The organism is Bradyrhizobium sp. Pha-3 (genome assembly GCF_042258325.1).
GTDB lineage: Bacteria > Pseudomonadota > Alphaproteobacteria > Rhizobiales > Xanthobacteraceae > Bradyrhizobium > Bradyrhizobium elkanii.
This window is the reverse complement of record NZ_CP170151.1, coordinates 1,980,758-1,993,517: the sequence shown is the minus strand read 5'-3', so window position 1 is coordinate 1,993,517 and position 12,760 is coordinate 1,980,758. Positions and strand designations below refer to the sequence as shown.

At 60.9% G+C, this 12,760-nt stretch carries 11 protein-coding genes; 1 reads left to right on the top strand and 10 read right to left on the bottom strand.

Translation table 11 applies throughout. The annotated features are described in order from the left end of the window. Window positions 1–99 precede the first annotated feature (99 nt). The 6 genes from ACE10X_RS09520 to ACE10X_RS09495 are packed head-to-tail and all read right to left on the bottom strand — an operon-like array spanning window position 100 to window position 4,622. Window positions 100–636, bottom strand: coding sequence for a hypothetical protein (locus ACE10X_RS09520; RefSeq protein WP_028343884.1), 537 nt, complete (start codon window positions 634–636; stop codon window positions 100–102). Then, window positions 612–1,967, bottom strand: coding sequence for a type III secretion system ATPase SctN (sctN, locus tag ACE10X_RS09515; protein WP_304498897.1), 1,356 nt, complete (start codon window positions 1,965–1,967; stop codon window positions 612–614). Before sctN ends, ACE10X_RS09520 begins: the two co-directional genes overlap by 25 nt. Then, a complete protein-coding gene (sctL, locus tag ACE10X_RS09510) occupies window positions 1,964–2,587 on the bottom strand; it encodes a type III secretion system stator protein SctL (RefSeq protein ID WP_028343886.1) in 624 nt (207 codons plus the stop codon). Before sctL ends, sctN begins: the two co-directional genes overlap by 4 nt. Beyond that, window positions 2,584–3,204, bottom strand: a complete 621-nt coding sequence (locus tag ACE10X_RS09505) for a nodulation protein NolU (protein ID WP_244436014.1) — start codon at window positions 3,202–3,204, stop codon at window positions 2,584–2,586. The genes sctL and ACE10X_RS09505 overlap by 4 nt, the downstream gene beginning before the upstream one ends. Window positions 3,205–3,227: 23 nt before the next feature. Next, window positions 3,228–4,103: a type III secretion system inner membrane ring lipoprotein SctJ gene (gene sctJ / locus ACE10X_RS09500; protein WP_080583567.1), complete on the bottom strand. Its 876-nt coding sequence runs from the start codon at window positions 4,101–4,103 to the stop codon at window positions 3,228–3,230. Further along, entirely contained in the window at window positions 4,104–4,622 is a 519-nt protein-coding gene (locus ACE10X_RS09495) for a nodulation protein NolB (RefSeq protein WP_233475196.1), read from the bottom strand. Between the two features lie 171 nt (window positions 4,623–4,793). Here ACE10X_RS09495 and ACE10X_RS09490 point away from each other — a divergent pair, with 171 nt between their 5' ends. Next, window positions 4,794–5,489 (top strand): hypothetical protein, encoded by a 696-nt coding sequence (locus tag ACE10X_RS09490; protein WP_026192322.1) that lies wholly within the window; start codon window positions 4,794–4,796, stop codon window positions 5,487–5,489. A 1,536-nt stretch (window positions 5,490–7,025) separates the two neighbouring features. Here ACE10X_RS09490 and ACE10X_RS09485 read toward each other — a convergent pair. The 4 genes from ACE10X_RS09485 to ACE10X_RS09470 all read right to left on the bottom strand — a co-directional run bounded on the left by ACE10X_RS09485 (window position 7,026) and on the right by ACE10X_RS09470 (window position 12,732). Further along, entirely contained in the window at window positions 7,026–8,537 is a 1,512-nt protein-coding gene (locus ACE10X_RS09485) for an ISNCY-like element ISBj12 family transposase (RefSeq protein WP_011084703.1), read from the bottom strand. 199 nt (window positions 8,538–8,736) lie between these two features. Next, window positions 8,737–9,546 carry an IS21-like element ISBj11 family helper ATPase IstB gene (gene istB / locus ACE10X_RS09480; RefSeq protein ID WP_016842034.1) on the bottom strand — a complete coding sequence of 270 codons (810 nt, stop codon included), beginning with the start codon at window positions 9,544–9,546 and terminating at the stop codon, window positions 8,737–8,739. After that, window positions 9,543–11,093, bottom strand: coding sequence for an IS21-like element ISBj11 family transposase (istA, locus tag ACE10X_RS09475; RefSeq protein WP_080586188.1), 1,551 nt, complete (start codon window positions 11,091–11,093; stop codon window positions 9,543–9,545). Before istA ends, istB begins: the two co-directional genes overlap by 4 nt. A 1,468-nt stretch (window positions 11,094–12,561) precedes the next feature. Further along, complete coding sequence (locus ACE10X_RS09470) at window positions 12,562–12,732, bottom strand: hypothetical protein (RefSeq protein ID WP_155258801.1); 171 nt, start codon at window positions 12,730–12,732, stop codon at window positions 12,562–12,564. Window positions 12,733–12,760: the final 28 nt, after the last annotated feature.

The window sequence follows — 12,760 nt, the reverse complement described above, 5'->3', positions numbered from 1 at the left end:
TCAGCCGCGGGCTGAATGGCACCGATCCATCCGGCCTCTGGGTCGCAGGCGGCGCCTGCCCCTCACGGCACGCTGGCGCTAAGGTAGGGGTATCGGCCATCAGCTCGGCTCGTCTCCCCTTTGGACGGACGCGCCTCTGCGGTAGCGAAGCAACACCTCATCATCGGCTTCGATTTCCGTCGCGGCTTCAACACGAGCATTGGTGCTTCGCTCAACGTCACGCTCGATCTCTTGCCATTTGTGGCACGCCGCCGAACGTTTGGCCCAAAGCGTCCGCGCCTCAAGGACTGCAGTCTCGGCCTGATCTTGAGCGGAGCGCGCCTCGTCAAGAACCTGCTGGGCTGCCGCGATGTCCTCTGTGAGTCGGCCGATGATAAGATGATGGCGGCGCTCGAGTTCGCTGACGGATATCGCATCGTCCGATAACATCTGCCGATAGAGCTCGGCTTCAATACTTGCGCGGTGTCTTTCGGCATTTGCAAGCTGCTCGCAAGCCTGTGCGACAGCTTCATCTGCGATGCGGCGCTTGGCTTCCATGTTAGACAGCTCACGAAGGGCACTCCGCTCCCGCATGTCCTTCACCAGCCGCAATTTCGAGGCATGAACACAGTTCATGCGGTCAGACGCGACATCCATGCCACCGTCTCCTCAAAATTGCATGCTTCGTCCTGGCCCTGACGCAGGAACGTGCGCAACTCCTCGATCGAGGCGATCGCCCGGTCGGTCAGCGGATCGGAGCCTTGCTTGTATTCGCCGACCTTGATCAAGAACTCGGCCTCAGCGTAGCGCGAGAGCAGATCACGGAACAAGGAAGCGGCCTTGCGATGCTGAACAGAAACGATGGCATCCATGACGCGGCTTCGGCTCGACAGCACATCGATTGCCGGAAAATGCTCTCGCGAGGCTAACGCGCGCGAGAGAATGATGTGCCCGTCAAGAATGCCGCGTGATTCTTCGGCGATTGGGTCGCCCATGCCGTCACCTTCGACAAGCACGGTATAGAAGGCCGTGATGGAGCCATGCTCGCCCATGCCGGCCCGCTCCAACAAGCCCGGCAGCAGCGCAAAGACGGAGGGCGGAAATCCGCGCCGGGTCGGAGGCTCTCCTGCGGCAAGGCCCATTTCGCGCATCGCGCGGCTAAAGCGTGTCAAGGAATCCATCATCAGAACGACGCGCAGCCCCTGATCACGAAAATATTCGGCCAGCGCCGTCGCCATATGGGCGCACTGCGCCCGCTCCATGGCCGAACGGTCGGAGGTCTCCACAACGACAACCGAGCGGCGGAGCGCTTCGCCAAGATGGCGCTCGATGAATTCACGCACCTCTCGGCCGCGTTCACCGATCAACGCGACAATCGTGACGTCGGCGGCTGCACCCTTGACGATCTGCGACATCAGTGTCGACTTGCCGCAACCGGCGTCTCCATAGATTCCGATCCGCTGGCCTTCTCCACATGTCAGGAGCCCATCCAGGACACGAACGCCGAGCGGAAAAGACTGTTCGATACCGCGCCGTTTCATCGGGTTAGGCGCCTTACCACGCAGCGGACGCGCTTCGCCAGCCTTTATGGGGCCCTTACCATCGAGCGGACGACCGAAACTGTCGATCACGCGGCCGAGCAAATCGGGGCCGACCGGCACTTCCTGCATTCGCCCGGTCGTGACGACTTCCGCACGGTTGGACAAGCCGACCATGTCACCGATCGGCGTAAGTAACACCCCGTCCGGCAACAAACCGATCACCTCGGCCTCGAGCGACCATCCGCTGCGGGGATCCTGCAAGAGGCATAGTTCCCCAACCCTGGCCTCCGGCAGGACGGCATGGAGCAGTGTACCGATCGCCCGCGTGACCCGACCGCGGACGGCACGCGTGTCGATATGCTTAGCGGAAGATCTCAAGGATGACAGTGCGGCGTGGACTGCCCCTTCTTCAGCCGCAGCATTATGCGTCGGTCGTTGCGTGGTCATGGCTCACCTTCGTGCGAAGGCAAGCCAAACCCCAAACGAAGCGCGCGGAGCTGCGCGGCGAGTCCGAGGTCGACATTGCCAAACTCGCTCCACAAAACGCATTGGTCCGCCGCGAGCGCCGGATCCAGCTCGATCCTGACCTTGGGCCGGCCATCCTGTCCGTTGTAGGCTGCGAATTCGCTGGCAAGCAGATCGGCCTTTAAGGGCGATACGTGAAGGCAAACTTCCGTGTTCTTGTACTTTTGCTCGATCGCGTGACGAATACTGCGTACCAGCATCTCTCCCGGATCAAAGGAGCCAAGCAAATCGCGCACGATCTCAATGACCAGTTCGGGCAACTGCTGCTCCAGAACGGCTTTTCGCTGCGCGAGTTCACACGCAGCCTGCGCAATCAGTTGCGTCATTTCCTCTGCGCCCGCCTTGACGCCCTCGGCATGGCCGCGCCCCCGTTCCCGCTCATAAGCTTTGCGTCCCCAGCTGCGAACACGCTGCAGGTGCCGTCCGGCAGCAGCCCGAGCGTCTAGGGCGTCATGCCAGATCTTGAGCTCGGCTGCCGGGATCAGAGGTCCAAGCGGGCGGAACTGCGGGGTCACAGGCAATGCTGGGACGTCGACTGTCATATCGTGGTAGCCTCCGCCCGCAAATGGGTCATAACCAAGGAGAGCAGCGGGCCTGCGGCACAACCGTGCTCAGCCGCCGGATTGTCCGCGGCGGTCCCAACGGGCAGGCGTAGAAGCACGCGGATACGGTCGAGCGCTGGAGCCTTGTCGAGCCAGGCGCCAAGACAGGCATGCCCATCGTGTTCGATCTGTCGCGACAGGCGCTCCGGATCGGCAATAGGCGTTGTTGCGACCGCACTGGATAAATGCCGGATGGCGAAAGCATGCGCTTCAGCACCGATCATTTCGACCAAAATTGACAGATCGTGCTTTGAAACCAGCTTCAGGACGGAGCGTGCATGCCAGATACTGCCGGCGAACATGGCAGCCCGCCGCGGATCATGCCCGAGCAAAGGATCCTCGCTCCAGCCAGCTCCGCCCACATCGACTTCGTGGCCGACCAGCAGTGCGGCCAGTCTTGGCTGCAGCCTAAAACTCTGCTGTAGTCGGAGCAACGTGGCCGGCGACAGCAGCGGATCAAGACAGGCAGCAGAACGGCTCGGATGGATCGAGGCAACAAGCTCACGCAATCGATCGGAAGCCAGCGTGAACGAACGATTGGGTTCGACGGGAGACATTGATACCGACATGAGCGTCCTGGCTATGTCGCATCAGACATGATCTTTTTACCAGCAGCCTGAACGGCGGGCACATTCGAACGCCTGCTGAACATGGTCAGTTTGCGCGATGATTGCCCGAACTGACGAAGACGCGCACCGAGCAACACATAAGATGCAATGACGAATACGGCGCCGGTGCCTCCAACTCCAAGCGCAAGCCACGGCGTTGAAGTAGATTTTGCGGGTTGAGCTGAAGCGGCTGCCGGCGACGCTGGCTGCTCAAGCGGAGTTCGCTCAACCGGCACGAAGACCACAGCCACCTTGTCGTAGGACAGCCCTTCGATGCTGTTGGCTACGAGCATCTTGATCTGAGGCAACAGCGCCGAGAGCTTTGCGTTGGAGCCATGCCGGATGAAAACCGACGCTGAGGAGGGGGTCGCATCTTGCCGCAACAGATCGTTTTTAGGAAGGACCACGTGGACCCGGGCGGAAAGGACGCCGTCGATATCGCTAATGGTGCGCGACAATTCTTCGCTGAGGGCATAAACGTAACGGGCCCGCTCCTCGATCGGGGAAGCAACGAGGCCCGATCCCTTGAACACCTCGCCAAGATTCTTGAAAGATTGGCGCGGCAGCCCCTCAACATTCAGCAAGTCAATCGAATAGGCGAGCTGCCTTTCCTCGACCTGGATCGTGCTGGTCCCATCCTTGGCGACAACACGAGCTGCATCGACACCCTTGCCAAGAAGAAGCGCTAGCATCTCATTGGCTTCACGCTCCTGAATCTTACTGTAGAGATCAGCTTTGCAGCCGAGCAACGGAACAAGAAGGGGCAGAGCAAGGCAAACGCGAAGCCGTCGCCACGATTGACGGCTGCCGCTACCCGCACTGCACATCACACCAGGCATCAGCTTCATTCAGCCCGCCGAAAGCAGCTTGTTCAGCGACGAACTCACGGCGCTGGTGCTCTTAGAGACAAGGGACACCTGAACGACGTCCCGGTAGACATCCCGCAGATTCACCACCATCGAATCGAAATCTGCCGCTACCGGTTTAACTGTCTCATGCGCGCCGATGTCGAGCGGCTGCAATAGCGGCTGCGCGGCAGGTCCGGGCTGGATGACGCTCGGCGCAGACGACACACTACCGACCGCCGGAGCACCGACATGACTGTGGTACATGGTAGAAAGCGCTTGAAGGATGCGATCGCCCGGCGGATTCGCTAGCGTGTTCGTGCGCTGCACTTCCGATACCGGCGGAACGACTGCGGCTCTATCTGCGACCGATGAGGTGGCACTCTGGTCGGAGGCCGCTTGCGCAAGAGACTGCTCAAAGTGCGCCTGCTCGCCGGCGGCTGCCGGCGAGCAGGCATTGGCAAGACAGTCGGCTGAATTGGGTGAGATCGGCGTTGCGCCTAACATCATATAAGGAGTCATTGCGCTCGTTGATGAAACCAGGCGTTGTCTGACACTGAACGGATCAAGATCGTAGTACGGTGAGCTGACGAAAACCTGACGAGGATGCGCCGCCTTGCGTCATCTAAAGATCACGTTTGGCGTCCAGGCTGGACCGAAATTCCAAGTTTAATTCTCAGAAGGCCTTCAGGAATGTTTGTCCGATCCACGATGGTATTGAAGAGAATTCTTTACGCCGGAGGTTTCATCTGTCTTGGAATGGTCAGCGCGCTTGGCGCCCCCCTCTCGCTGCCGTCGGCCCCTTATAGCTACACGGTTTTGGACCAGGACCTTTCTGCCGCGCTGCAGGAGTTTGGCAACAATCTCAATATCAGGGTCAATGTCAGCACTGAAGTGAAGGGCCGGATTCGCGGACGAATGCCGGACCTGCCACCGCGCGAATTCCTCGAGCGTTTGACCAACCTTTACAATCTTCAATGGTATTACGACGGCCTCGTTCTTTACATATCCGCGGCCCACGAGGCGCAAAGCCGACTGATGGTGTTGAGCCCGATCAGCTTCGATGCGTTCAAGACCGCGCTCGATGCGCTCAACATCTCCGATGAACGCTATATCGTGAAACCGGCCCCCGGCGATGGCCTCGTCCTGGCTTCGGGCCCGCCACGCTTCATCGCGCTGGTGGACCAGACGTTGAAGGGCCTTGTGGCGGAGGCGCAGGCGCGGCGCAATCCTGCCGCCGCCGAAGGGCCGCCGCGGGATTCGGTTTTGATGTTGTTTCGCGGCTCCTCGAGCGTGGTTATTCGGGACGGACGCCCGGAAGGGCATTATTCGCCCGACGCGCCGCATCAGGACGGCACCGTGCGGGAGGCTGGCACGGGCCAGAAGTGACTAACCGATGCGAAAACACCTTCAGCCGAAGTCGATCCGATCTGTATTGGCTCAAATCCGTCCGATCGTCAGCTTTTCGAACGCTAATGCGCCCAGCATGAGCGTGCGGATGTCTGGACGGCGGCGCCTGCTCCCGACCGCAACGGACGTGGGCAACCAGCCACGCTAGGCGCGAGCGGAAGTTGGTAAGCGCCAGTTTTGACGGGGGCTCGAGGGCTTAAAGGTCGACACGAGCTTCCGAACCAACTGCGTCGGAGCCGCAGGCATGAATACGAGCCGAGAGCCCGACTCACCAGAACCGCCTACGGACGCGATCGGCTTTCAGCAGCGGCTCAGTGGCGCGCATGCCAGGCCGTGTGGACTCTTGGTATTTCGCTGAGCCGCCAATGCCTGACCAATTTTCTGAAAGGACGCGTAACTAATGATTTAGTATATTCATCTTGGCGGGAGGCCAAGATGGCCAAGATAGTCGACAGCCTGCCAGAAAGGACGTTGCCAGGTGCTCCTGCCGTTGGCGACGTCGCGAAGGTCTGCTGGCGGCGGACTATGTCCGCGCTCCGCGGGCTGCTATGGAATGCTTACCCAGTGGGCGCTCGCCGTGTAATTGTCCAGATCAGAGGCCCGCGTCCATCGACGGTTTGATACGAACGAACCCCTCTTGTCGAAATTCGGCTGTGTGGGGCATACCCAGCATGGTGAAACTTGTGGTCCGGGAGTTATTGCTAGGCAAGAGGCCGGCCCTCCTTAGTATGTTGATCTGGGCATCCGAGGCCGTATGGGGACAGAAGACCCAGTGGTCGGCTATGAAACGCTCGTCCTCGGGAATGAAATTTGTGAGCTCCGACAGCGCAGCCCCGGCGGACGAGGATGGCCCGGCTTGCGAAGGTCCGGCCTGAGACGGTCCAGCCTGCGATGACCCGGCTTCCACATTCTGCCAAATTAGATCAGGATCAAACTCTGGGAGTTCCGCGATGGCTTGAGCGATCGGCTGCTGCGAGCCTGGCTGTGGAGAGCTTTCTCTGGCGGCCACCAATGGCCCGGGGGAGGGCGCAGCCGGCGCATATAGATCATCCTCCCGATCCAACAGTGATGAATAGGGATGCCCCGACTCCAAATATTGCGAATAGGGATGCCGGGCGTCCAGATATGGCGAGTAGGCTTTGCCCTGCTGCACGGGAGATCCCGCAGCAGGTGGCAGAGCACTATCTTCGACCTCGCGCAGCTGGTGCTCAAAGCCCGCTGGACCCGCGGGCGCTGATGGTGAATCGGGCTGCGGGCTTGTGTTCGTTGGGCTGATTGAGTTGAAATCCATCCTGCTCCTCCTTTGAAAGTTTGGCTCGAGCCATAGTTCGACGAAGGCCATTTGCTATAGCGCGACGATCTGGGTCGGAAGACGTATTGCCTCACATATCGATGCTCCCGGGCGCGATCAGTTGCCTCATTTATTTTGCTCCTGGCCTGAGTTGAGGAGGAGGCCGGGTGCGGAGATGGCCGGGGTTTCGGAGCGCCCGGCCTCCTCCGCTGGCACCTCGCACGTCATTGGGGTGTTGTGACCTCATGCCCTGGCGGCATTTTTTCTGAAGCAAACAGCAGCGCATTCGCTTGCTCGCTGCGCCAGGATTTCAACCGACGTTGAAGGGTTCGAAGAAGCTTGTTCGGATAGTCTCCAGGATATTCCACCTGCAGGCGCGAGAGCAGTTCGCTGCCGGTCCGCCAAGGCTCGGCTTCAAACCATTTTCTCAAATCTGACGTTGCCCGGATAAGCGGATCGGGACGACGCCGGCCCCTTTTAGCCTTCACGATTGGCCGATCCGTCGGGCGCGTGGCGCCGTCCTTCCAGGCCGTTCGCAGGCTTGCCAGGAAGCGATCAATCGATTGTGATGCCGCAGCAGGATGGGCGGATGGTTGGATATCCGCGAGCGCCGCGAGGCGCTCCTGCACGTCGCGGATGTCGCGCAACAACGTGACCGGATCGAGAGCGGTATAGATTTCCTGGAGATGGTGGCGGACCGCATCAGGCGTGCGGGCGTCCGCTGACAGGCGCTGGTGGGGTGTTGCCGGCGCGCTGTATGTCTTACGTACACGAGCACCGTCGCGCTGCTTGGCTAACAGTTTGAACGAAGGTTGGAAGAAGTTTACGAACAGCCGCGCTGACCGATAGAGTTCCGCCAGTAGCTTGGCCGCCTCCAGGCCTTCGAACCTACGATAGCCGACCATCCTGCGCACGACGGCGCCGTTCTTTTGCTCGACGAACGCCTGGTCATTCTTCCGGTAGGGACGGCAACGCGTGAAGACAATGTTGGCCGCCTCGCAGTAGGCCTTCAACGTCTCATTCATGAACACGGTGTCATTGTCCGTGTCGAAGCCGAGCAGCGCAAAAGGCAATTGCTTGCGCAATTCCGTCAGCACCGTGCTCACCAGCGTCTGTTCGCGCACGATCAGAGGTGCGCACTCTGTCCAGCCGGTAGCAATGTCGGTGAGCACGAGGGTCTGGATGAAGCTGCCGCGCGCAGATGGACCGCTATGCGCTACAAGGTCGGCCTCGACGAATCCCGGCGCCGGATCATTCCAATCTGCCGAAGTCCGTATTGGAATACTGCGACGCAGGGAATGCCCCGCGTGCCGCCGGCGCTTGCGACCCAATTTTTCTCGAACCCGCACCAAGGCGCGGTCGATCGTCGCAGCGCTCATCGCCAAAAGTTTGGTGCGAATCTCAGGGGCAAGGTCGAGGTGCCCGTACCGTTCCATCGCCTCAATCAGCGCGGGCATTAATGCTTTCAGTCGCTTCCCGCAGATGCGGTCTGACGCCTCCCAAAGCAGCACGAGTGCGGTGTGTTCTGCTTCATTATATATCCGACGTCGCGCCCGTCGGCCCGGATGTACGCCTTCCTGGTTTCGAAGTAGACGCATCGCATGCTTCCGATGGAATCCGGTGATGTCGACGAACTCGTCCAATATCCGCGCCTTCTTCGCGCGATCCGACCGCCGATAGCGCACGCCTGCCGCCGCCGTCAGTTCCTTCCGCGTTGCCATGCTTAGCCACCCCATCTCCGCCCCTCGCTCGTTCCCGGTCCAGGGGAGCAATTTACGTGAGGCAACGGCTTAGGATCCGGTAACAATTAAGGCGAGGCAATGCGGAAGAGCGCGGCGATCAGGATGGCGAGTCAGTGTCGCGGCGCGATGATGATCGCCGCGATGATTGTCGCGCGCAAGAGTTTTGTTTGCTTTGATTGTCGCGGAGCGTCAATCAAGCGAGCGTTTTTTGTGTCGCGTGCTCCGGTGGCCGCCCTGGACCACGCTTTCGCTCGAGGGCAGTCCGCCTGCGATAGCTCTCGACGTTCATCTCGACGATGGTGGCGTGGTGAACAAGGCGATCGATCGCCGCGAGGGTCATAGCTGGGTCCGGAAAGACCTTGTTCCATTCTCCAAAGGGCTGATTGGCGGTGATCAGCAAAGAGCGTCGCTCGTAGCGTGCGCTGATGAGCTCGAACAGCACACTGGTCTCGGCCTGGTCCTTGGTGACATAGGCAAGATCGTCAAGGATAACGAGATCGAAGCGATCGAGGCGGTTGATGGCACCCTCGAGGTTGAGTTCGCGGCGCGCCACCTGGAGCTTCTGCACGAGATCGGTGGTGCGGGTGAAGAGGACGCGCCATCCGTTCTCGATGAGAGCCAAGCCGATTGCTGCTGCCAAGTGACTCTTGCCGCCACCGGGCGGACCAAACAGCAGCAGATTGGCGCCCTTGTTCAACCAGCCGTCGCCGGCGGCGAGCGCGGTCATTTGCGCCTTGGAGATCATCGGTACGGCTTCGAAGTCGAAGCTGTCAAAGGTCTTTCCGGTGGGCAGCCGCGCCTCGACGAGATGGCGCTCGATGCGGCGACGGCTGCGTTCAGCGATCTCGTGCTCTGCAATGGTGGCGAGGAAGCGCGCCGCCGGCCAGCCTTCCTTATCGGACTGCTCGGCAAATTGCGGCCACAGCACCTTGATGGCGGGCAGCCGCAGCTCGTTGAGCAACAGATTGAGGCGCGCGGTGTCGACTACGTTGGTTGTGCTCATGCGGCACCTCCGATCTCGGCAGTACCGATGAGGCATTCATAGGTGGCGAGCGGTGCGAGGCGCACCACGACGTTCGGCATCTGGGCGGGATCCGGGGCGAAGTGAGTACGTAGCCGGTTGAGGTCGGGCAGCCGGCCGTCGTTCAGGTCGGCCGTGAGCTGATCGGCGAGTTCGGCCTCGCAACCGCGCTCATGGGCGAGTGCGAGGAGATCGACCATGATCCGGCAGGCCTTCTTGTCCGGTAAGCGTTTGCGCAAGACGTCGAAGGCTCGGCGGTAAGCTTCCCGGGGGAACAGCTGGTCGCGGTAGACCAGGTTGAGGAGCGCCATCGGCTTGCGCCGCAAGGAATGGATCACGTGCCGATAATCGACGACCTGATCGTGCTTGCCATTGGGATGCGGCCGCCCGCGCGGCAAGGTGAGGAGATGCGTGCCGCCGACAAACACGTCGAGGTGATCGTCATACAGGCGCACCCGCAGCCGATGGCCGATCAAGCGCGACGGCACCGTGTAGAACACCTTGCGCAAGGTGAAGCCGCCGGACGATGTCACGTGGACGATCACCTCTTCATAGTCCGACGTGCGGCGGTCCGGCAGATCCTGAAGTGCGGTACGTTCGCTGTCGATCCGCTTGGCGTTGCGGGCATTGCGGCGGCTGACGATCTCATCGATGAAGCCACGATAGGCAGCGAGATCGTCGAAGTCGGCGGTGCCACGCAGCAACAGCGCGTCGCCGACCGCCCGCTTGAGATGGCCATGCGAACTCTCGATCGCCCCGTTCTCGTGGGCGATGCCACGATTGTTGCGGGAGGGGCGCATGCCGTAATGGGCACAGAGGTCTTCGTATCGCCGCGTCAGATCGTCTTTGGCGTCGCGGTCGAGATTGCAAAAGGCGGCCGACAGGCTGTCGGTGCGATGCTCCCGTGGCGCTCCACCGAGTGACCACAAGGCATTCTGCAGGCCTTCGGCCAGAGCGATGAAGCTCTCACCGCCGAGCACGACATGGGCGTGCTCAAACCCGGAATAGGCCAGCCGGAAGTGATAGAGACGATGGTCGAGCGGCACGCCCGCGATCGTGACACCCAATTCGCCCATGTCGGTGAAGTCGGACAGGCCGCGCTGACCGGGTTCGTGGGTCTGCCGGAAGATGACCTCCTGCTCCTCGCCGTGGATCGCCCGCCAGGCCCGGATCCGGCGCTCCAGCGTGCGACGGATGCCGGCGCCGAGCTCAGGATGGCGTCGGAGCAACTCCTCGAAGATCGTGACCGGCCGCACACCGGGGGCGGCCTTCAGCATCGGCACGATCTCTGTCTCAAATACGCGGGCCAAGGGATCTGGCCGGCGACGGCCGCGAGGAGCCTTCTTCTGCGACGGAAGGCGTCGATCCTGCTCGATCCGGTAAGCGGTCGAGGTGCTGAACGACGCCTTGGCGGCGGCCACGGGCGGGCTATCGGTCTGACGGTACTTCATGTAGAGCCTCATTTGGTGATCGGTAATGTGTCGGCCTGGCACGCGAGTGATTCCTCTTGGCGGAAGAACCACTTGCATAACCAGCCGGCCGCGATCACCAGTCGGCGCGGTCCGCTGTGGATCGCGCCGACGCCGGGCTCGTAACTCCGGTCGGGCTACGCCCTCCCTGCGTCACGAGCCCGGCGTAGCCCTCTCATCATGGTCGACGCTCCACTTCCATCCTGTTCGCCGCGCGGCAATTTGCATTGCGACCTCCAGAGAACTGTTTCGAAGGCTCGTGTGGAGTGCACCCTCCGAGCCGCCGGCAGAGCATCGGGTGTTCGATGTGCATCTCCATTAAGATGGATAGGCGGCATCGCCCTCTAGACATCCGCTCTCTCATGCTAAGAGAGTTAGCTTTCGAGAAGCTGACGAGCGTCAAGAGGATTCGCAATGAGCCAATGGAGAAGGCATTGACCTTCGCCACAAGCTGCTTCGCATTTTCAATTCATCTCTGCTTGGCGCAGACTTGCGCACGATGCTGTCCTGACGCGGCGCGTCCCCTGCAGTATCTCTCCAGCAGGCGGTCGAGGCTCATCCTGGTGTCGATCAGGATCTGATATGCCAGGATGAGGATGCCGGCCCTTCGCTGGACCGTGGCATGCCTAGCCGTCGCATGCCGGGCTATCGCTTGCAGGGCCATTGCAGGCCGGACCCCACGCTCGCCCCTTGCAGCCGGACCGTCTCAGCCAGGTCCTTCCGAAGCCGCACCACCAGAACTGTCCGAGTTCCATATGTTGGACGGACGTCTCGCCAAGGATTACTGGGTTTTCATTGGCCAAACAGCCACAGGCGCTCAGATCGATATGCTGGAGTGCAGCGGAGTGAGACCGAGCAAGGACCGCCACAAAGGTTTTCACTCTTCTCGGGGTGCCCACACAGCCGAACGCAGAGCAGAGGGCTTCATTCGTCTCACGCCATCGCTGGACTCGATCCCTTGGCCCGAAGCCGGCTGAAGATCGGCCTGCGGACTCTGGGGAAGATCGGCCTCCCCACTAGCAACCATGGCTCGCGCCTCGGCAGGGCCATGTCTCTGGCGCCGACAGATTGAAATTGCGGACGGCAACGGCAGTCGGTGACGGCCCCCGGCCGGCGAAAAATTGCCAAGCTCCCACTTTAAGGCCCAATCGATCAGTGCAGAGACCTGGTCACGTCAAGATAGATGCACGGCGAGAGACAAACGATCACCAGTGCGCCCTCTTCTCACTTTTGCCTTCTCCGCCCTGCACTTTATATGAACCGACGCCGCGGAGTCGGCCACCTTGACCATCACGCGTGATTGTCACGTACACAGCCGCCGGCCCGCAGCATTCAAGTCAGGTTTTTCCGCGTCCCTTTGGCTAAGGTGCGTAAAACAGTTTCCGTCCGCCCTTCCCAAAAGGACGGCTAGCGTGCAACCAATTCTTCTTAAGCCGCATTGCAGGCGGCCTTAGCGCAAACCGCGTGGACATCGGTTACGTCGCGCGCCTCGTGAAACCGGGATTGAGTTCATTTGCGCATCGGCACATCAACGGGCGCAGTTTTCTTCGATCGGTTGCCCGATACCGCGCTGCCTCTGCTCATCCCAGCCGGAGCGTTTTTGATGAACTCCGATACTGGCGGACACCTTAGGTGTGCTCAACACCTCCACTTTGGCACGTCCATCCCAAAGGCCCGCGACCATGATTTCGAGCGGCATAGATCAAGGTCCGCTGCGGCCCCGCAAG

Bases quoted from the DNA above. Each gene is read 5' to 3' on its own strand.
- ACE10X_RS09495 (WP_233475196.1), bottom strand. From the start codon at position 4,622: ATGACTCCTTATATGATGTTAGGCGCAACGCCGATCTCACCCAATTCA.
- istA (WP_080586188.1), bottom strand. From the start codon at position 11,093: ATGCAAGTGGTTCTTCCGCCAAGAGGAATCACTCGCGTGCCAGGCCGA.
- ACE10X_RS09485 (WP_011084703.1), bottom strand. From the start codon at position 8,537: ATGGGGTGGCTAAGCATGGCAACGCGGAAGGAACTGACGGCGGCGGCA.
- ACE10X_RS09490 (WP_026192322.1), top strand. From the start codon at position 4,794: ATGTTTGTCCGATCCACGATGGTATTGAAGAGAATTCTTTACGCCGGA.
- ACE10X_RS09520 (WP_028343884.1), bottom strand. From the start codon at position 636: ATGGATGTCGCGTCTGACCGCATGAACTGTGTTCATGCCTCGAAATTG.
- sctN (WP_304498897.1), bottom strand. From the start codon at position 1,967: ATGACCACGCAACGACCGACGCATAATGCTGCGGCTGAAGAAGGGGCA.
- ACE10X_RS09470 (WP_155258801.1), bottom strand. From the start codon at position 12,732: ATGCCGCTCGAAATCATGGTCGCGGGCCTTTGGGATGGACGTGCCAAA.
- istB (WP_016842034.1), bottom strand. From the start codon at position 9,546: ATGAGCACAACCAACGTAGTCGACACCGCGCGCCTCAATCTGTTGCTC.
- sctJ (WP_080583567.1), bottom strand. From the start codon at position 4,103: ATGAAGCTGATGCCTGGTGTGATGTGCAGTGCGGGTAGCGGCAGCCGT.
- ACE10X_RS09505 (WP_244436014.1), bottom strand. From the start codon at position 3,204: ATGTCTCCCGTCGAACCCAATCGTTCGTTCACGCTGGCTTCCGATCGA.
- sctL (WP_028343886.1), bottom strand. From the start codon at position 2,587: ATGACAGTCGACGTCCCAGCATTGCCTGTGACCCCGCAGTTCCGCCCG.